This is a genomic window from Fervidicola ferrireducens, from assembly GCF_001562425.1.
In the GTDB taxonomy this organism is placed as follows: domain Bacteria; phylum Bacillota; class Thermosediminibacteria; order Thermosediminibacterales; family Thermosediminibacteraceae; genus Fervidicola; species Fervidicola ferrireducens.
This window is the reverse complement of record NZ_LOED01000003.1, coordinates 79,558-98,374: the sequence shown is the minus strand read 5'-3', so window position 1 is coordinate 98,374 and position 18,817 is coordinate 79,558. Positions and strand designations below refer to the sequence as shown.

Below are 18,817 nucleotides of genomic sequence, written 5' to 3'. Positions count from 1 at the left end.
GCGTTGAAAGAAATGGAAAAACTTGAAAAATTAAAAGGCATGATAAAAAATCTCGGCAGTGTAATAGTTGCTTTTTCGGGAGGGGTCGACAGCACCTTCCTTTTGAAAGTTTGTTTGGACGTGCTCGGGAAAGAGAACGTGCTGGCGGTGACCGCCCGCTCGAGCACCTACCCCGCAAGGGAACTGAAAGAAGCCGAAGAGCTTGCCCAAAGCTTCGGGGCAAACCATGAGATTATAGTCTCGGAAGAACTCGAAGTGCCCGGCTTTTCGGAAAATCCGCCGGAGCGGTGCTATTATTGCAAAAAGGAGCTGTTCGGAAAGCTCGTTAAAATGGCCCGCGAAAGGGGATTTAATTTCGTCGTGGACGGTTCTAACGCCGACGACAACGGAGACTTCAGACCGGGAATGAAGGCAAAGGACGAACTCGGAGTGATAAGCCCGCTGAAGGAAGTGGGGCTTACGAAAGCTGAGATCAGGGCATTATCCCAAAAAATGGGACTTCCCACGTGGAACAAGCCCTCGTTTGCGTGCCTGGCTTCCCGCTTTCCGTACGGAGAAAGGATAACCGAGGAAAAGTTGAACCGGGTTGAAAAAGCTGAAGACCTGCTGAGCGAGCTAGGGTTCATTCAATACAGGGTGAGGAGCCATGGGGACCTAGCAAGAATTGAGGTTTCTCCGGAAGAGATAGAAAGGTTCTTTGAAAGAAGCTTGAGGGAAAAGGTGGTGGCCGAATTCAAAAAGCTGGGCTTCGTCTACGTTTCGCTGGACCTTATCGGATACAGGACCGGTAGCATGAACGAAGGGCTTAAAGAGGAGGAGAAAGTACTTTGGAAAAGCTAAAAGAGCTTCTCGAAAAAGTCCAAAAAGGCGAGCTTTCCGTTGAGGAGGCCCTGAAGTTTTTAAAAGACCTCCCTTACGAAGACCTGGGATTTGCCAAGGTCGACCACCACAGGGCTTTGAGAAAGGGAGTGCCCGAAGTCATCTTCTGTCAGGGCAAAACCCCTGAGCAGGTGGTGAAAATTGCGGAGCGGATGATGCAAAAGGGCACGAATATAATGGGCACTAGGGCAAGCTTAGAAGTTTTTGAAGAAGTGAAAAAAGCGATTCCCGAAGCGGTGTATTACCCCGACGCCCGGATATTTGCGGTGATAAAGGAGCCGGCGGCGAAAAACAGGGGCATCATCGCCGTGGTCTCCGCCGGGACGTCGGACCTGCCCGTGGCTGAAGAAGCGGCGGTGACCGCAGAGCTTCTGGGCAACAGGGTGGAAAGGCTCTACGACGTGGGCGTAGCCGGGATACACCGGCTTTTCATGAACATGGAAGTTTTGGAAAAAGCCCGGGTGATCGTGGTGGTGGCTGGGATGGAAGGGGCCCTCGCCAGCGTGGTGGGGGGGCTTGTGGACAAACCCGTTATAGCGGTGCCCACCAGCGTCGGATACGGCGCCAATTTTTCAGGCCTTTCGGCCTTACTCACCATGCTGAACAGCTGCGCCGGCGGCATCACAGTGGTGAACATCGACAACGGATTCGGCGCGGGTCTTGCCGCCCATCAGATAAACCGGTTAGGAGGAAGGGAAGATGAAACTCTTATATCTTGATTGCTTTTCCGGGATAAGCGGCGACATGTTTTTAGGGGCCCTTTTGGACCTGGGGATAGATGAAAGGGATTTTATTGCGGAATTGAAAAAACTTCCGCTTTCCGGATACGAGATAGAAATTAAAAAGGCATTGAAAAAGGGCATCGCGGGCACCGATGTTTGCATAAAGTCCTCAGAACACCACCCGCACAGGGGTTTGAAGGAAATATACGACATTATAGATAAAAGCGCGCTGAAGCCCGAAGTCAAAAAAATCAGCAAGGAGGCCTTCTTGAAACTTGCCCGGGCGGAGGGCAAAATTCACGGCAAAGCCCCGGAGGAAATCCACTTTCACGAAGTCGGCGCCGTGGACTCCATCGTGGACATCGTTGGAAGTTGCATCTTGATGGATATTTTAAAGCCGGACCTGGTGGTTTCATCTCCGGTGAACGTAGGAAGCGGCACTATCGAGTGCGCCCACGGGGTGCTGCCGGTGCCTGCTCCGGCGACCCTGGAACTTTTAAAAGGCGTTCCGGTTTACGCCCGTGGGGAAGAAGGAGAGCTCACCACCCCTACTGGTGCGCTGCTTTTGTCCGTTTTTGTAAGCAGGTTCGGGCCCATGCCGGAGGGAATCACGAAGAAAGTAGGTTATGGCCTCGGTAAAAAGGACCGCAAAAACCCCAACGTGCTCCGGGCGGTGCTCATGGAGGTCGAAGGCGAGGATTTGGAAAAAGACCGGGTGCTGGTGATGGAAGCCAACATAGACGATATGAATCCCGAGCTTTACGATGAGGTCATGGAAAGCCTTTTCAATAAAGGGGCACTCGATGTTTTTATCACCCCGATTATAATGAAAAAAAGCCGGCCGGCGGTGAAGCTTTCCTGCATAGTGCCCTTTGACAAAAAGGAACAAATTGCCGACGCCCTCTTGATGGAGACCACCACCATAGGCGTGAGGTACTACGAAGTCGACAGGTGCAAACTGGAGAGAAATATTGAGAAAAAAGAAACGCCGTGGGGAGCTGTGAGGGTGAAGGTGCTTAAAAAAAGCGGCAAGCTAGTGCGAATTACACCGGAGTTCGAGGATGTGCGTCAAATATCGCGCAGCTTCAATATCCCGGTCCTCAAGGTGTATAACGATATGCTTGCATTATTGAACGAAAAAGATGAATAACGGCCAAAAAATATGTTATAATGACTACAAAAAAAGGAATTGGGAGTGTTTTAAATGACGAAAAATGTCAGGGTAAGATTTGCGCCAAGCCCTACAGGAAGCCTTCACATAGGAGGCGCAAGGACTGCTCTTTTCAACCTGCTCTTTGCCCGCCATAACGGTGGAACTTTCATCCTCAGGATAGAGGATACCGACACCGAACGCTCCAGGGAAGAGTCGGTGGCCCAGATTATAAGGTCCATGAAGTGGTTGGGACTCGACTGGGATGAGGGCCCCGACAAGGGCGGGAATTATGGGCCTTATTTTCAGTCCCAGCGCCTTGAGCTTTACAGGAAAGAGGCCGAAAGGCTTATTGAGGAGGGCAAGGCTTACTACTGCTACTGCACGCCTGAGGAGCTCGCATCCCGCAGGGAGGCCATGCTGAAGGCCGGGAAAGCCCCGAGGTACGAGGGGATTTGCAGGAACCTGAGCGAGGAGGAAAGGAAAAAATACGAGGCCGAGGGCAGAAAGCCCGCCATAAGGCTGAAGGTGCCTCAGGAAGGCGAGACCATCGTGGAGGATATCATCCGCGGTACGGTCGTCTTTGAAAATTCGGTGCTGGACGATTTCATCATAATGAAATCCAACGGCATGCCCACGTATAATTTCGCCTGCGTGGTGGACGACCATGCCATGGGAATTACCCACGTAATAAGGGCGGAGGAGCACCTTTCCAACACGCCCAAGCAAATACAGGTATATAAAGCATTAGGATACGAAATTCCAGAGTTTGCCCACGTGCCCATGATACTTGCACCGGACCGGAGCAAGCTGAGCAAGCGCCACGGTGCTACCTCCGTCGAGGAGTTCCGTGACCAGGGTTACCTACCCCAGGCCATCATAAACTACCTCACGCTGCTGGGGTGGTCCCCACCGGATGGCGAAGAAATCCTGAGCATGGAAAAGGCCATAAAGGAGTTTAGCTTAGAGAGGGTAAACAAAACCGCGGCCATATACGATGTAAAAAAGCTAACTTGGCTCAACAGCCACTATTTGCGGGAGCTCGACCTGGATTACATAACCTCCGAGACAATTCCCTTCCTGGTCAAAAAGGGCATCATCTCGGAGGAGGAATCGAAAAAGCGGTACGAATACATCAAAAAAGCGGTGGAAATTTCCAGGGACAGAGCGAAAACTTTGGACGAACTCGCTGACTCCATAGCCTTTTTCTTAAGGGATGTTGAGGAGTACGAGGAAAAGGGTGTAAGAAAACATTTCGCAAAAGAAAACGCCGCCGAGCTTCTTTTGAAAGGCGCCGAAGCCCTTGAAGAGCTGGAGCGATTTGACAAACAGCAGGCAGAGATTGCTTTCAGGAGCCTCGCCGATGCTATGGGGGTGAAGGCAGCGGAGCTCATCCACCCGACACGCCTTGCCATAACCGGAAGGACCGTGGGGCCCGGACTATTCGATATAATTGAGCTCCTGGGCCGGGAAGAGACCGCAAGGCGCATGAGAAAGGCGGCAAGGTGGATAAAAGAAAGCGGAAATCTGACAAAAGCTGGAGGGGAGAATTGAATATGGCGAAGGTCCCCACTAGAGAAGAGGCCTTTGAATTATTGAAAAGATATACGAAAAGCGAAAACCTCATAAAGCACGCCCTTGCGGTGGAATCCGTAATGCGCCACTTTGCCAGGCTTTTCGGCGAAGATGAGGAAAAATGGGGCATAGTAGGCCTCGTGCACGACCTGGACTACGAGATGTACCCCGAACAGCACTGCAAAAAGGTAAGGGAAATATTGGAGCAAGAAGGCTGGCCCGAAGACTACATAAAGGCGGTCCAGAGCCACGGCTGGAAACTCTGCTCGGATGTAGAGCCCACAGAAAGGATGGAAAAGGTGCTCTATGCCGTCGACGAACTCACGGGCCTTGTTACGGCTACGGCCCTCATGCGCCCCGATAAGAGCATCATGAGCACTACCCTTCAGTCGGTAAAGAAAAAGTGGAAGCAAAAGAGCTTTGCCGCAGGAGTAAACCGGGAGGTCATAGAGGAAGGTGCGAAAATGCTCGGCATGGACCTGGACCGGGTGATAGAAGAGACCATAAAGGGCATGCAAAAGGTTGCAGGTGAAATAGGACTCCTTGGCGATTTCAAGGCCGAGTAAAAATATTGCCGCCGGGCGCTCAAAGCGCCCTTTTATTTATATATGCGGGGTGAGAGCATGCTTTACATTTACAACAAAAGCACCAACCCTTATTTTAACCTGGCAGCGGAAGAATATCTTTTGAAAGAGTTTGAGGAAGAAATTTTCATGCTTTGGCGAAACGGGCCTTCGGTCATCATCGGGAAAAATCAAAACGCCCTTGCGGAAATAGACGTGGATTACGTAAAAAGGAACAACATACCGGTAGTGCGGAGGCTTTCGGGGGGCGGTGCCGTTTTTCACGACCTGGGGAATTTGAATTTCACCTTTATCGTCAACGAGGATATATCGAACTTCGCCGACTTCAAGAAGTTTACCGAACCCATAATCGAGGTGTTGAGAAAGCTTTCCGTGAACGCGGAGTTTTCAGGAAGGAACGATATAACGATAGACGGCAAGAAAATTTCGGGAAATGCCCAGTACTGCTACAAAAATAGGATTTTGCACCACGGGACACTGCTATTTTCCGCAAGCATCCGGGATCTTTCGGCCGCTTTGAGGCCGAAAAGTTTAAAATTCGAGGACAAGGCCGTAAAATCGGTGGAAAAAAGGGTGACCAACATCAGCGAACACCTGAAAAACCCCATCACCATAGAAGAATTTATAGACCTCATCATGGACCACGTAAAAGGCCGCAAAGAAGGAAAGGTGTACGAGTTTACCCCGGAAGACATAAAAAACATAGAAAAGCTGGTCAAAGAAAAATACGGCACCTGGGAGTGGAATTTCGGCGAATCGCCGAAATACAAATTCAAAAACGAAAAAAAATTCCCCGGAGGCACCGTCGAGGTTAACATGAACGTGGAAAGGGGCATTATAGAGGATGTGAAATTTTACGGGGACTTTTTCGGAAGGCGGGATGTCACGGAAATAGAAGAGCTTTTAAAGGGCGTAAGGCACGAGGAAGATGAAATAAAAAAGGCCCTTTCAAAAATAAATATAGGCGACTATTTTGCGGGCATTACCGTGGATGAATTGGTGAGCTTGTTTTTTTAAGCTTGTTTTTTTAAAAAAACATCCTCGCGTGCCTTGCTTCATCCTTGGCCGATTCGTTGAAGTAATCTCTGGCAGAATCAAGCCCCAGGGCAGCTGCTTTGTCGGCTGCCTGTTTTTTTCCTTCGTTGGCGCTGGTCTCCCCCTCTAGCATTTGCCGTATGTTTTCAAAAAGGTCCTCGTGGATCATGCCGTTTAATTCGGCAAATCTCGCTGCGTGTTCGGCTTCTACCCGGAGTAAGCCTCCGGTAAAAAGACTTTTACAGATTGCGATATCATTTGAGATGTGATATAATATCACCGAAGATGTGATAAAAAACGAAGGTTACAACAGTTGGAAATAATGATAATGCAAAACGGTATAATAAGGTTATTACATTCAGGGCAAGTTGGGAGACCCGGTTAGGTGCGCGAGCCCCTGCTTCTTGAGGCAGGGGCTGAAGGCTTCCCAAATACCGCCCGCTGGGGCTGGGAAGCCTAAAAAAGGCGGTAAAAAATACCCCAGCCGTCTAAACTGGGAATTTTGTCACAGTTTAGATGACCAGGATGATTATGACTAAAGGATTATTCCCTGTCGGCGGCCCTGTTGACAGAGAAGACCTGGTGGGCCGAGAAGAATTCATAGTTTCTCTAGTCAATCGTTTGCAAGAGGGGCAGAGCGTGATGCTGGCAGGACCTAGGCGGATCGGCAAGACATCTGTAGCCCATGAAGTCCTGCGTAGGCTTAGAGAAAAAGGGGCTTATACCGCCGCGGTGGATTTCTTCCGTTTTTCCGGCAAGCGGGATTTTGCTTATAGTTTAATAAACGCGTGTCTTGAAAACAGAACTGGAATCAAGAAAACCCTGAGTATTCTGCAAGACAAGGCTAAGGCCCTATCAGGGGGAGCGAAATTTGCCATTAAGCTTAAGGATCTTGAAATTTCCTTCGGCTTTGCCGAGAAAAAGTCGGACGATGAACTTCTTGACTACGCCCTGATGCTTCCGGGCATTTTGGCAGACAGGGACAAGAAGCTAATGGTGGTCATGTTTGACGAGTTTCAGGATGCTCCCAGGATGACGGACACCGAAATTTTTAAGCGAATGCGAGCTCATTTTCAGGCACAAAAAGACGTGGCATACCTTTTCCTGGGGTCCAAAGAGGGCATGATGCAGGCCCTTTTCAGCGAGAGGAAGGAAGCGTTCTACCGCTTTGCCACAATGCTTCCCATTCCTGGTATTTCAGAAGATGATTGGGTGCCATACATCGTCAAAAAATTTAATTCCAGGAACATTCAGGTGGATGCGGATATGGTGAAAGAGATAATTCGCCTTTCCGGTGGGCATCCGCAGGATACTATGTTCCTCTGCTCTGAAATTTACTACACCCTCTTGGAAACGGGAGATGATGTCATTACCCATGATCACGTGCGCCTGGGGTACGAACGGGCTATGTTGGCTCTTGCTCCCATCTTCGACGAAATACTGGATGATTTAAGTGCACGTCCCCAGGTGCGAAGGGTCCTATACCGGCTTGCGCTGGGTGAAAATGCCTACGAGGAAGGGATTCATCCCAATAAAGTCAAACGGGCCATTGACCTCCTGCTTGGCAGGGCCGTTATAGAAAGAACAGCCCGGGGGAGTTACGTTTTCGTAGAACCGATGTTCCAGCAGTATATTTTAGAACAATTTCAACATTAGAAATACCTCTGAAGCTAGACAAAAAAATTGCATGAACATTGGGCAGAAGTGTTGTACAACTTATAGTATCATACTGAGGGAAATTGTAATGAAATAATAATCTTGGGAAAGATGACGTTCGATAAGCCCTAGACGCGGTAAAAAAATAAAAATAAAATAATAATCTATCCCGATAGGATAGATTTGTCCTTAGAGCTGGTGGAGGCGAGGGGAATCGAACCCCTGTCCGAAGGCGCATCGATAAAAGCCTCTACAGGCTTATCCCTCGTTTTGATCTCGCCGGCTTCACTCCCGAGGGCAGGATTGAAAACCGGCCAGCTTTGTTTATTTTCTCTCCCGCTGCCAAAGCTAACAGCGGAAGAAGAGCCCGGAGCTATGACACCCTTTTCCGGCGACCGGGCGCGCCGGGAAGGGCGTGCTGCTTTTTAATTAAGCAGCAAGAGCGAGTTCTTCGTTGGCACTTATTTGTGCTTCCGGATTTACGAGTCGGAAAGCTCGGCCTGCAGCTTTTATCTCTGCCGCCCCCGTCGAGACCAAACGCCCCCATATTCGCTTTTTTCGTAATATATTATACACCAATAACCGCGAAATATCAATAAAGGTCAAACACTGAAAAAATCAAAAAATAATTTTTTTATGTGTCTTTACAGGGAATAAGCATGAAAATTTTTCGGGAAACTACTTTTGGAGGTGCATTACATGAATTATGAAGCTTTAAAAAACGTCAATGTATGGCAGGTGGACGTAAGGCCTTTTTTGGCGACGGAAAAGGACCCCGCGAAGTTTTGCTTTGAAAAGGGCATTGTGGCAATAGGCTGGAGCGTGCCTGGAAAACCCCTTTCAAAAGAAGAATACTGGGAAATGGGAAAAGGGATTTACGCTAAAGATAACCAGTGGGTGCGCGCGGCTACTCCGTTCCTGTTTCAGATGAAAGAAAATGACCTAGTGTGGCTGAAGGATTTCGAGGGGTTTTATTACTTGGGAAGGATAGAAGGCGAATGGCACTACCGCGACGAACCTGAATTTTTGCAGGTAGGTTTGCCGAATGCGAGAAAATGCAAATTGTTTAAAGTGGGAAGCGATGCGCCGGGAAGCATCGAGCACGGATTTAGAACGGGAAGCATAGTGCAAAAGATAAATGACTTTTCAGCCCACTTATTTTCCCGCATTTCATACAACAGGCTCTCCGGGGAAGAATTTTACACCGTTGAGGAAGATTTTCTGGAAAAAACTGATGTATTTGGTCTTCTTACTAATTCGGAACTGGAAGATGTAGTTGCGCTGTTCCTCCAGAGAGATGGTTATTATGTAATCCCGAGCACCTTCAATACGGAAGAAAATTATAACTTCCAGATGGTGCATCAATCGACGGGCGAGAAAGCTTTCGTCCGAATAAGCTCCAATGGAATGCTCGATCCAAATATGTTCTCAGACTTCCCCCATAAAGTATTCCTTTTCAGCCCCGTGGGTTACCGCAGTCTTGAAGCTCCTTTAAGCCATGTGGTCGCTTTGAAAAAAGAAGATATGGAAAACTTTTTTAAGACCCACGAAAATTTGATGCCGTACTCCATCAGGGTTTATTTAGAGTGGAAGAGGGCAAAACAAAAGATAAAAATGTACAAACTAGCCGGTAAAGTCTGAATTTGGTATAATAATACCCAAGCGGATTTTTTATGAATGGGAGAGGATGCCGTTGGGAGCAAAGTGCATAATGATTCAGGGTACGGGGTCTTCCGTCGGAAAAAGCAGGATAGTTACCGGACTTTGCCGGATATTGAAACAGGACGGTTTTAGGGTAGCGCCGTTTAAGGCCCAAAACATGGCCCTGAATTCTTATATCACAAGAGAAGGTTTGGAGATAGGAAGGGCCCAGGCCACCCAGGCGGAGGCGTGCGGAATCGAACCGTCGGTGCTCATGAACCCGGTACTTTTAAAACCTACTTCCGACAAAAACTGCCAGGTGGTCCTGAAAGGCAGGGTATACGGCAATTTGTCGGCAATGGATTATCACGAGTTCAAAGCAAAGTTGAAAGAGGTGGTCAGGGAAGCTTACGAGGAATTAAAAAGCCAGTACGAAATAATAGTCATTGAGGGCGCCGGCAGCCCAGCGGAGATAAACTTGCGGGAAAACGACATCGTCAACATGGGCATGGCCGAGATGGCCGACGCTCCCGTTGTAATTGTGGGCGACATCGATAGGGGCGGAGTCTTTGCCTCTCTATACGGCACAGTGATGCTCCTTGACGAAAAGGAAAGGGAAAGGGTAAAGGGTGTCATTATAAACAAATTCCGGGGGGATATAAAGCTCCTCGAGCCAGGGATAAAAATGCTGGAAGATTTGATAAAAAAGCCTGTCCTAGGAGTTGTCCCATACGATTATTCCTATATAGACGAAGAGGATGACCCGACTTATGAGATGAAAAGGCTGAGGTTGAGGAATAATAAGGCGAAAAGCGTGGTAATAAAGATTCTGCTTTTGCCTCACATTTCCAATTTCACCGATTTCGTGCCCCTTTCCAATTTTGAAAATACATACCTCGAATACGTAAAGCCCGGGGAGAGCATAGGCGATGCCGATGCGGTTATAATACCCGGCACGAAAAATACCATCGGCGACTTTATAAGAGTTAAGGAATGGGGCTGGGATGAGGAGATAAAAAGCCTTGCCCAAAAAGGGGCGGTAATTGTGGGCATCTGCGGAGGCTTCCAGATGCTCGGGAAAATCATCAGGGACCCCTACGGGGTCGAAAGCGAGATGAAAGAAGTCGAAGGGATAGGCCTTTTGGACGTGGAAACCGAAATTACGAAAAATAAGGTAACGCGAAAGGCGAAAGGCCGCGTGCTGGAACATGAAAAGGGGCTGGCAGCCCATCTATCAAACCTGGAAGTGGAAGGCTATGAAATACATATGGGATACACGACCGTAAAGGAAGGCTCTGAAACTTTTGCCGCAATCCGGCGAAAAGAAGACGGGGAAGAAGTGCTGGATGGTGCCGTTGATAGAACGGGCAACATTTGGGGCACGTACCTGCACGGCATTTTCGACAGGGGCGAGTTTGCGAAAAGATTTATAGACTTCTTGTCAGAAAGGAAAGGCTTAAGGTCCTCTCCTAAAAAGGTAGATTTTGTCAGCTTCAAGGAAGAACAATTTGACAAATGGGCCAGCATTCTAAGGCAGTCCCTTGATATGGATGCGATTTACAAAATAGTCGGCATAAAATCCAAATCTTAACTTGACAGCGCGGCAGCTACAGCCTGGGCTATTTCACTGGCAAGGCGGCTTCGCCAGTTCACGTCCTGCAGGAGTTTTGCATCCTCGGAGTTGGTGATAAAAAGGCACTCGAGCAGGGTAGCCGGACTTTTGGTTTCGCGAAGCACGTAAAAGTTGGCTTCCTTTATTCCTCTGTCCGGCACGCCGAACTGATAAAGGAAGGCAGCAAGCCTTTCGTGGATCTTGCGGGCCAGCTCGCGGGTAGAAGACTGGGCCCTAGAGTAGATGTAGCTTTCGAATCCCCGCGCCGCTGGATTCGAAGCCGCATTGCAGTGCAAGCTCACAAAAAGGTCTGCATCCCATTGGTTGGCAAGTGCGGCACGTCCTTCAAGGGAAATATAACGGTCGTCCTCCCGCGTCAGTCGAACGTCGAACCCTAGCTGCTCAAGTTCCTGGGCTACCTTGAGGGCAAGATCCAAAGTAATGTCAGATTCGCGAAGCGAGTTGGCCACTGCGCCAGGGTCGTGGCCTCCGTGGCCGGGGTCAATCACGACCTTGGCACGGCGGGTGGATATCGTTATGGTTACGGTCCGCGCTGAAGCATTCCAGTGTACCTTGTGCCCGAAGGCTTCTGCAATGTACCGAGCTGGCAGACAAATGCGCCCGGGAGGTATAATGACCGGGGCTACGTCCGTTTTCACCTGGCGGCCATTTATGTAAAGCGCCTTTTTCCCGATAGCCGTAGTTACGATTACGCCGTCCTTTGAAAGGGTGGCCGTGCGAGATTCATCTGACCAATGTATGTTTTCGGGTGGCACGCCTAATGCATACGCCAGGAACCTGAGCGGTACAAAGGTTCGGCCTTCCTGGATGAATGGAGCGCTGTCCATTTCGATGGATTGGCCGTTGACTACATAACGTTTGGCGCCGATGAAGAAAACTGCCTGCTGGGCTGTGGCTGCTTCTGAGTTGAAAGCTGAAATCAAAACAACTATCGCGATCACAAGGGAAAAAATGTTCCGGACAAACTTCATCTCTCTCACCCCTCCAGGATGGCAAAGAGATTAAGACGAGAAACGATGGTTCGGACAAAGCTTTTTTGGACAAAGAAAAAGTAGCTTGAAAGCTACTTTCTCAAACTATATATTATACTATAGTGGTTCTGGGATATAAAATATTTTCGCCGTCAATCCTTGGCGCTGAAAGGAGGCACCGGCCGGGGAAGGCGGAGCAATACAAGTGCGCCGATGCCGGCTAAGGCGGACATAGCGGCGCCGGTGAAAAATACCGGTGACCAGCCGCTGAATTGGGCTATTAGGGCAGCCACGTAGCTTCCGATGATGCCGCCCACGCCCTTTGCGCTGTACATGAAGCCGTAATTGGTGGCGGCGTATTTCGTCCCAAAGATGTCGGCGTTTACCGCCGGGAAGAGGGCGTAAAGTTCGCCCCAGGTGAACATTATCAGGGCAAAGAGGAAGACAAACATTGCGGGACTTTTGCCGAAGAAGGGGACGAGGGCCATGGCGATGCCGTTTATGGTGAATGCGAGGAACATGGTTTGGTAACGCCCAAGCTTATCGGATACCGTTCCCCAGAAGATTCGGCCTGCACCGTTGGCTATGGTGTTTATAGAAGCGGCGAGCACTATGATTCCGGAGGGGATTCCCGCATCCTGGCCGAAGGGTTTGGTCTGGGCAGTGACCACCATGCCGCCGGTGACGATGAACAAAAACATGAGGTATATTAGCCAGAAATGGACGGTGCGGAACATCTCAAGGGTCGTAAACTGGTGCTGGGAGGAGTCCGCGCCGGATTTGGAAGGTGCAGCCGGTTTTTTTGGAGGAACCCGCATCAGCTGCGCTGCGAGAAATATCAGCACCCCTTGCACTATACCGGTGGAGACGAAGGCCGAGGCGTAACCCTGATTTTTAAGCGCGGCAGCTATGAAGGGTATGAAAAGTGCGGCGCCGGAACCGAAGGCCGCCGACACGAGGCCCGATGCCAGGCCCCTTCTGGCGGGTTCAAACCAGCGCACGCCGGCCGCTACGGCCCCGCTGTATATAAAGGCCGCGCCGATACCCGCAAGGCTGTAGGCCACGTACAGTCCGGTGAGGGTATCCACGAGCCCCATCGCCGTCCAGCCGATTCCAACCATTAAGGAGGCGATGATTAGGAGCAGGCGGGGGCTGTAGCGGTCGATGAAAAATCCGGCAATGGGCTGCCCCCAGCTTTCAAGCGCTATAAAAAGGGAAAACGCCAGCTGTACCGCCGCACGGGAAGCGTTAAAACCTTTTTCCAGCTCGGGCACGAAGAGCGTCCACGCGTACTGGAGGTTGGCAATCATTATCATTCCGATCATGGCGAGCACGAGCTGGGTCCACTTGTTTACAATCCAGCTGTTGATACCCCTTTCGGGAGTTTCGGGAACCACAGTATTCATTAAAACACCCCCTAAAAATTTTAAAAATTATGAAAAATATAGCCAAACTTTTTATAAAGTTCGGACTTGCTGTGGGGGACAAGCATACTGCCCCAGGCAAGTGCCTGGGGCAGTGAATGAAATTTATTCCGACGGAGCTACTACCGGCACGGTGAGTCCAACTTCGGCGCAGCGGGCATCCACGAATGCTTGCATCTTTTCTATGTGTTCCGGCTTTAAGTGCTTGAAGCGACCCTGGAGGCGCATGTATTCGCTGACGGGTTTCCTCTTTTCGATCTTTACCGAGAGCTTGTATTCGCCGTTTTCGTATTCGTATAGCTGGAACATCCCGGTTTCCACGGCCAATTTTGCCATCTCGATGGTTTTGTCGGCCGGGAACTGCCAGCCCTTGGGGCACGGGGCGTGGATGTGAAGATATGCCGGGCCTTTCTGATTGAGACCCTTTCTTACCTTGTTCATCAGGTCTACGGGCCATCCTATGGAAGCCGTTGCCACGTATTTCAGTTCGGGATGGCCGTGGGCGACGACCTTGGGATTATCTTTGGGGAAGAGCTTCTTTCCTTCGGGGACCACAGGACCCGGTGGGGTGAAGGTGGTCGCCGCGCCGTAAGGCGTGCTCGGGGATGTCTGGATGCCGGTATTGGCGTAAGATTCGTTGTCGTAGCAAATGAAGAGCACGTCATGCCCGCGGTAAAGCATTCCGGAAAGGGCCTGCAAACCTATGTCCACCGCGCCTCCGTCGCCGGCCATGACGATGATGTTGGGAAACTCGGCGTCGGTCTTCTTTTTTCTTATTAATGCCTTATAGGCCGCCTCTATGCCGGAAGCCACCGCGCCTCCGTTGGTAATCTGAGCGTGAATCCACGGCACCCGCCACGGGCCGCACCCGTAACTGGTATTGGCCACGTACATGCAGCCGGTGGGACCGACGAATATGGTGTTGGGGCCAGCGGCTTTCGCCACCAGGCGGTAGCAGAGAGCCGGTCCGCAGCCCGCGCAGGTCCGGTGTCCGGGAAGGTAATATTCTTCTTCCGGTGCTTTGCGTATCGAAGTAATCATTTCCAGCATGTTTTCCCCTCCTTCCATCGCCTTTATAGTTCAAAGGGGAGCCAGAAGGCCGTTTTTTCCACTTTGCCGGTCTTCATGATTTCCTTTAATTTCTCAAACATCCGGAAAAATTCGTCATGGGTGACCACTTCGCCGCCGAGACCGGCCACAAAGCCCACGGTCTTTACTTTTTCACCCAGGTCGTAAAGGGCTGTGCGAACTTCGGAAAGCAGCACTCCGCCTCCCCCTGAGATGCCAAAGTTGGTGGAGTTATCGAGGACGCCCACCGCCTTGAAGCGGGAAAGCCGCTCTCTTACCTGTGCGGTGGGGAATGGGCGGAAGGTGCGAAGCCGTACGGCGCCGACCTTTTCACCGTGGTTGCGGAGCCGCCTTACCACGGCTTTGGCCGTTTCCATGTGCGCTCCCTGACCGAAGATTACGACTTCGGCATCATGGGTGTAGTATTCTTCCATGTAAGGGTCATAGCGGCGCCCGAAGATGCGGGCAAAGTCCTCGCAGGCTTCTTCGAGCACTTCAAATACGTTCTGCAGGACCTGATAGCGCTGGTACTGCAGGGGAGGTCCCATTGCAGGTTCAATTTGAGGCCCTATTATCTGCGGCTTTCTGGGATCTAGCACGTGGTGGTTTTTGTAAGGGGGCAGAAACTCCTTTACCTGCTCGGGTTCTGGTATATCCACCGGACCCAAAATGTGGCTTACGAAATAGCCATCCATGCAAGAATACTGCGGCAAAAGCACCCTCGGGTCTTCGCCTACGCGGTAGAATATGAGGGTGTTGTCCAGAGCCTCTTGGGGAGTGGAAGCCCAGCCCTGAATCCAGCCCTGGTCGCGGCAGCATTCGGCGTCGGTGTGCTCCGAGCCGAAATCTCCCGGCGGGTCCAGGGTGCGGTCGGCGATGGCCATCTGCACCGGTAGCATTTCGCCGGAAATGGGTGAATATACTTCGAAGGCGTAGGTGACTCCCACGCCGGAACTGCCGGTAAACACGCGGGCGCCGGCGGCGGATGCGCCGTAGACGACGCTCAGCTGGGCGTGCTCGCCTTCACCGTGCACGAACTCGGCATCTAATTCTCCATCGGCTACCATGCGGGCAAGTTCCGACATTATGCCCGTGTAGGGCCTGATGGGGTAAGAACATATCACATCCACGTCGGCCAGGCGAACGCCGTGGGCCACTGCTACGCAACCGGAAATATTTTTTATCTTACCCATTTTTTTCACCTCCCAAACCTAATCGTCAAAATCTAACTCCGGCACCTGGCTTATGGCTCCGGTGGGGCAGACGGCGGCGCAAAGTCCGCATCCCTTGCAGTATTTAAGGTTGAACAAGGGACCGTCTTCGCCTTTTTTGATGCAGGAGTCGGGGCAGTAAATCCAGCAGGTCCAGCACTGGGTGCACGCTTCGGCATTAAGTACTGGCCGCTTCATGCGCCAGTTGCCGGTTACCATGCCTTCGTTTTCTTCCTGAGGCGATGGAACCGTCCCGGCAAAGGGCATCTGCTTGAGGAGCTCTCTTGCCGAGGTCTGGCTTTTCTGGGCTGTGTATTTTACCTCAAGGGTTCTGCATTTGACTTCTTCGTATCCGCGGCGCATCGCCGCTTGGTTTTTTACGACTTTGGCCAGGTTTTCCACGTCAACGATACCCGTGACCCGGGCCACGGCTCCGGCGATGGGGGCGGCAATTCCGGCGCCTATGCCAGTAGCGTCGGTGGCTCCTTCGGAGCCGGAAAGCGTGATTACCGCCTGGGCCATGTTGCTTGCATCCACAGTGGCTATTTGCCCGAGATTTCCGGTATCGCCGAGGAATTTCAATATATCGTCGATGCTGCGCCGGGTGTTGACTACCAGGGTGGCACCGGGCTTTATGCCTTTGAGCACCGGTACGCCTTTTACTAAAGTTTCCTCAAGGACCACCACGATGTCCGGGGATTCATTTTCGTAAACGTACCTGCTCTCTATTGGGTCGCTGCTGATGCGGGCGTACGCCCGTACGGGAACGTTTATGCGGTCCGGAAGGTCCACATAGTTTTCGAAAGCCTGAACGTACTTTCCTTCTATGGCTGCCGCTTCGGTGAGGGCCACGACTACGTCCCGGGCGTCTTTGTTCATGATGACGCCCCGCGACCATACCGTAATTTGCTTAAGGTTGGGTTCAACAAAGAGCTCATGGGAAGACATAGTATCCTCCTCTCTTTGGAATTTTTAACAAAATTTTGAACTTGTCTTGTTCGCATCACCTCCCCAAATGGAGTACTTCAAAGATATGGTATGTGGTATACCAAAACTCGACATGCAGAAGCTTGGGATTGATTTACAGCTTTTCCCTTCTCCCTAAGATAAAGTTATGAGCGAATTTTCAAATTTATGACTCGGTTTTTTGCTTAATTTTTCTCTGCAAAAATTCTGCAAGGGCCTTTTCCAGGTGCTTTCTTTCAATTTTGCCCGATATTTTCTCCGGCGTGGACTGAACAAATTCCGAAGCTGCCAGGAAGGTCGCTCGCCTGCACACGGCCTCTATATCCGCACCGGAAAGGCCTTCCGACTGCAGGCAAAGGAGGTCTAGGTCCACATCGGAAGAAAGGGGGCGGTGCTTCAGGTGTATTTCGAAAATGGCTCGCCTTTCGCTTTTGTCCGGCAGGGTAAACTCCAGCACCTCGTCGAAGCGCCCCGGTCTTAAAAAGGCCGGGTCTATAAGGTCTATCCTGTTGGTGGCGCCGATGACCACTACCTGGTGCATTTCTTCCAGGGCATCAAACTCCAGGAGAAACTGGGATACCAGCCGGCTTGAAGTCTCCTCGCCCCTTCTGCGGGCAGGCACCAGGGCGTCCAGTTCGTCGAAAAACAAGATGCAAGGAGATGCCTGGCGGGCCTTTCTAAACACCTCGTGCAGCACTTTTTCGGCCTGACCCCTGAGCCGTGAAAAAAGTAGCGAGCCATTAACCGGTATGAAATTAACGCGGCACTGTCCCGCGAGGGCTCGCACCACCAGCGTTTTTCCGGTGCCCGGCGGACCTGAAAGCAAAATTCCTCTAGGTGGTCTTAATCTAAATCGTTCAAGAAGCTCCGGATGGGTTAAAGGCCACTCCACCATGGCCTGAAGCTCTGCCTTTATTTTGTCCAGTCCCCCTACTTCTTCCCATTTGGAAGGAGGAAGTTCGACGGTAAATTCCCTGGTGGCAGAAGGTTCCACATCGTCGAGGGCTTTAAGAAAATCGTCCATTGTGACGGTGACTTCGGGAAGTTCGTTGAAGTCCTCATTTTCCTTTAAACTTTGGATTGCCCGATGAAGCGCTCGCATTCCTGCTTCCCGGCAGAGGGCGGCAAGGTCTGCACCGACGAAGCCGTGGGTCACGGCGGCCAGGCGCTCGAGAGAAACGTCTTTGGAGAGAGCCATGCCACGGGTGTGAATAGCTAGGATCTCCCTTCGCCCCTGCTGGTCTGGGACATCTATAAGGATTTCGCGGTCGAAGCGGCCCGGGCGCCGGAGGGCGGGGTCTATGAGGTCGGGGACGTTGGTGGCCGCAAGGACGATGACGTTGCCCCTTGCCTCCAAGCCGTCCATGAGGGCGAGGAGCTGGGCCACCACCCGCTTTTCCACGTCTCCGTGGACCTCGGTGCGCCGCGGTGCTATGGCGTCGATTTCATCGATGAATATTATGCTGGGAGCCTTCCTTTTGGCCTCTTCGAACACCTGCCTTAGCCTTGCCTCGCTTTCGCCGTAGTACTTGTGCATTATCTCAGGGCCGTTTACCAGCAAGAAGTGGGCATCGGTTTCGGAAGCTATGGCTCGGGCTATCAAAGTCTTTCCCGTCCCTGGCGGCCCATAGAGAAGCACGCCTTTGGGTGGCTCTATTCCAAGCCTTTCGAAAAGCTCGGGGTATTTGAGGGGAAGTTCCACTATCTCGCGGATTTTTTTGACCTGCTTTGAAAGACCTCCTATGTCCTCGTATGTCACCTGTTCCCGATAAGTTTCCAGGTTTTCGGAACCCTTTATCCGGATTATGGTATCCCGGGTGATTACAACGGGACCTCGCGGTGCCGTTCCCTCCACCGAAAAGGCTTCATCGCCGCCGCTAAATTGGGGTATCATTATACGATCCCCTGTGATGAGCACCCGGCCCAGCAGGTTCTTTTTGATTATGGGCACGGCCTGCTTTTCCCGCTGAAAGCCGGAAAGGACGGGAGAAAGCACAACGGACCTTGCGTCCTGAGCTTCGGCAGGGGCGAGTTCCACCGTATCGCCGAGGCCCGTGCCCGCGTTTTGCCTTATTACCCCGTCCATCTGGATGCATCCCGCGGGGCAGCTTTCAGGAAAGCCGGGCAATATTTTCGCTACCGTCGAGCGCTTCCCGGTTATCTTTACGACATCGTTGGGTTTCAGGCCTAAAAGGGCAATTTCGGCGCTTGGGATTCGCACGTAACCTTTTTTGGCATCCTGAATATCTGCTTCCACGACCTTAAATTTCATTTTGTTTTTGTCAGGCAAGAGGCTCCCTCC

15 protein-coding genes, 1 other RNA gene and 1 pseudogene are annotated in these 18,817 nt (G+C 51.3%); 9 read left to right on the top strand and 8 right to left on the bottom strand.

The window, feature by feature from the left end; genetic code table 11:
* Positions 1 to 3 precede the first annotated feature (3 nt).
* From larE to lplA, 6 genes are read left to right on the top strand one after another with little or no spacing between them, the layout of a single operon-like run.
* Positions 4 to 840 (top strand): ATP-dependent sacrificial sulfur transferase LarE, encoded by an 837-nt coding sequence (gene larE, locus AN618_RS02345; protein WP_222926258.1) that lies wholly within the window; start codon positions 4 to 6, stop codon positions 838 to 840.
* Complete coding sequence (larB, locus tag AN618_RS02340; RefSeq protein WP_066351581.1) at positions 828 to 1,598, top strand: nickel pincer cofactor biosynthesis protein LarB; 771 nt, start codon at positions 828 to 830, stop codon at positions 1,596 to 1,598. Before larE ends, larB begins: the two co-directional genes overlap by 13 nt.
* Positions 1,579 to 2,751, top strand: a complete 1,173-nt coding sequence (gene larC / locus AN618_RS02335) for a nickel pincer cofactor biosynthesis protein LarC (RefSeq protein WP_066351580.1) — start codon at positions 1,579 to 1,581, stop codon at positions 2,749 to 2,751. Before larB ends, larC begins: the two co-directional genes overlap by 20 nt.
* Before the next feature lie 54 nt (positions 2,752 to 2,805).
* A complete protein-coding gene (gene gltX, locus AN618_RS02330; protein WP_066351579.1) occupies positions 2,806 to 4,305 on the top strand; it encodes a glutamate--tRNA ligase in 1,500 nt (499 codons plus the stop codon).
* A 2-nt stretch (positions 4,306 to 4,307) separates the two neighbouring features.
* The gene (locus AN618_RS02325) at positions 4,308 to 4,892 is read left to right on the top strand and encodes an HDIG domain-containing metalloprotein (RefSeq protein ID WP_066351655.1); all 585 of its coding nucleotides are present in this window, start codon (positions 4,308 to 4,310) and stop codon (positions 4,890 to 4,892) included.
* Between the two features lie 57 nt (positions 4,893 to 4,949).
* The gene (lplA, locus tag AN618_RS02320) at positions 4,950 to 5,927 is read left to right on the top strand and encodes a lipoate--protein ligase (RefSeq protein WP_066351573.1); all 978 of its coding nucleotides are present in this window, start codon (positions 4,950 to 4,952) and stop codon (positions 5,925 to 5,927) included.
* Between the two features lie 10 nt (positions 5,928 to 5,937).
* On the opposite strand, the pseudogene AN618_RS02315 reads toward lplA, so the two are convergent.
* A pseudogene (locus AN618_RS02315) lies at positions 5,938 to 6,153 on the bottom strand (ferritin family protein); the annotation flags it as partial.
* 308 nt (positions 6,154 to 6,461) lie between these two features.
* Here AN618_RS02315 and AN618_RS02310 point away from each other — a divergent pair.
* Positions 6,462 to 7,601, top strand: coding sequence for an AAA family ATPase (locus AN618_RS02310; protein ID WP_222926254.1), 1,140 nt, complete (start codon positions 6,462 to 6,464; stop codon positions 7,599 to 7,601).
* Between the two features lie 196 nt (positions 7,602 to 7,797).
* On the opposite strand, the gene ssrA is transcribed toward AN618_RS02310, so the two are convergent.
* Positions 7,798 to 8,146: a transfer-messenger RNA gene (ssrA, locus tag AN618_RS02305) on the bottom strand.
* 154 nt (positions 8,147 to 8,300) lie between these two features.
* Between ssrA and AN618_RS02300 the strand changes: the two genes are divergently transcribed.
* A complete protein-coding gene (locus AN618_RS02300) occupies positions 8,301 to 9,242 on the top strand; it encodes a hypothetical protein (protein WP_066351568.1) in 942 nt (313 codons plus the stop codon).
* A 46-nt stretch (positions 9,243 to 9,288) separates the two neighbouring features.
* The gene (locus AN618_RS02295) at positions 9,289 to 10,833 is read left to right on the top strand and encodes a cobyric acid synthase (protein WP_066351566.1); all 1,545 of its coding nucleotides are present in this window, start codon (positions 9,289 to 9,291) and stop codon (positions 10,831 to 10,833) included.
* On the opposite strand, the gene AN618_RS02290 is transcribed toward AN618_RS02295, so the two are convergent.
* The 6 genes from AN618_RS02290 to AN618_RS02265 form a co-directional block, all read right to left on the bottom strand.
* Positions 10,830 to 11,846 carry an N-acetylmuramoyl-L-alanine amidase gene (locus AN618_RS02290; RefSeq protein WP_066351564.1) on the bottom strand — a complete coding sequence of 339 codons (1,017 nt, stop codon included), beginning with the start codon at positions 11,844 to 11,846 and terminating at the stop codon, positions 10,830 to 10,832. The genes AN618_RS02295 and AN618_RS02290 overlap by 4 nt on opposite strands.
* A 152-nt stretch (positions 11,847 to 11,998) precedes the next feature.
* Positions 11,999 to 13,252 carry an oxalate/formate MFS antiporter gene (gene oxlT / locus AN618_RS02285; protein ID WP_066351561.1) on the bottom strand — a complete coding sequence of 418 codons (1,254 nt, stop codon included), beginning with the start codon at positions 13,250 to 13,252 and terminating at the stop codon, positions 11,999 to 12,001.
* Between the two features lie 123 nt (positions 13,253 to 13,375).
* A complete protein-coding gene (locus tag AN618_RS02280; RefSeq protein WP_066351559.1) occupies positions 13,376 to 14,320 on the bottom strand; it encodes an oxalate oxidoreductase subunit beta in 945 nt (314 codons plus the stop codon).
* Positions 14,321 to 14,343: 23 nt separating this feature from the next.
* Complete coding sequence (locus tag AN618_RS02275; RefSeq protein WP_066351556.1) at positions 14,344 to 15,531, bottom strand: oxalate oxidoreductase subunit alpha; 1,188 nt, start codon at positions 15,529 to 15,531, stop codon at positions 14,344 to 14,346.
* A gap of 18 nt (positions 15,532 to 15,549) precedes the next feature.
* Positions 15,550 to 16,497 (bottom strand): oxalate oxidoreductase subunit delta, encoded by a 948-nt coding sequence (locus tag AN618_RS02270; RefSeq protein WP_066351554.1) that lies wholly within the window; start codon positions 16,495 to 16,497, stop codon positions 15,550 to 15,552.
* A gap of 184 nt (positions 16,498 to 16,681) precedes the next feature.
* Positions 16,682 to 18,805, bottom strand: a complete 2,124-nt coding sequence (locus AN618_RS02265) for a CDC48 family AAA ATPase (protein WP_245628351.1) — start codon at positions 18,803 to 18,805, stop codon at positions 16,682 to 16,684.
* Between the last annotated feature and the right edge of the window lie 12 nt (positions 18,806 to 18,817).